The sequence below is a fragment of the Bradyrhizobium uaiense genome (assembly GCF_010811875.1).
GTDB classification, from domain to species: domain Bacteria; phylum Pseudomonadota; class Alphaproteobacteria; order Rhizobiales; family Xanthobacteraceae; genus Bradyrhizobium; species Bradyrhizobium uaiense.
Genome location: NZ_VKHP01000559.1, coordinates 1 through 604 on the forward strand (window position 1 = coordinate 1; position 604 = coordinate 604).

General features: G+C 59.3%; 1 protein-coding gene and 2 pseudogenes. All 3 read left to right on the forward strand.

Going from position 1 to position 604, the window contains the following annotated elements; genetic code table 11:
• A pseudogene (locus FNJ47_RS55575) lies at positions 1 to 316 on the forward strand (hypothetical protein); the annotation flags it as partial.
• Between the two features lie 4 nt (positions 317 to 320).
• Positions 321 to 482, forward strand: coding sequence for a hypothetical protein (locus FNJ47_RS55580; RefSeq protein WP_206685418.1), 162 nt, complete (start codon positions 321 to 323; stop codon positions 480 to 482).
• Positions 460 to 604, forward strand: a pseudogene (locus FNJ47_RS55585) (recombinase family protein); the annotation flags it as partial. The gene FNJ47_RS55580 and the pseudogene FNJ47_RS55585, both read left to right, overlap by 23 nt.

The following is a 604-nucleotide window of genomic DNA, read 5'->3' on the forward strand; positions in this document are numbered from 1 at the left end:
AAGCGCGACAATTGCATATCCGTGGCATCCGCTTTTTCGGCGGACGCTTCAGGTCGCACCTTTCCGACGCGGCAAGGATTTGAAGTGCATCTATACCGAGGAGCGGCGTGGGTTTAGCCGCGAGGTTTCCAATTGGATGTTCGACGAAAGCTACTGTGCCGGCATGGCGCTTGGGCCGCCGCAGGTCAGTATTGAGGGGCTCAACGAATTTGCAGCAGTGCTGAAGCTTCTCGGCACGACTCAGGCGTCGGGCGCACGATCCCGTCCTTCAATGAAGAGGGAGAAAGGACGTGCGGAGAAAACACCAATATCGTGAGCCGATGCAACTGGGTCTGGATCTGGGGCATCGGATTCCCCAGAACCCGCTGGGCGCCGATCCCAAAGGCCTGATCCAGGCGCTCGCCGATCTCCTGCTGGAGGCGGCAGGCGTCGAGACGGTTCAGATGACGGGAGGTGATCATGAGCATCAAGATCACGCCTGATCACCTCAGTCGCGTCGCCGTCGTCTATGTTCGCCAATCGACGATGTCCCAAGTCCTGGGGAATCTCGAAAGCCAGCGGCGGCAATATGACTTGGCGCAAGCCGCGGAAGCCGCCGGATTTA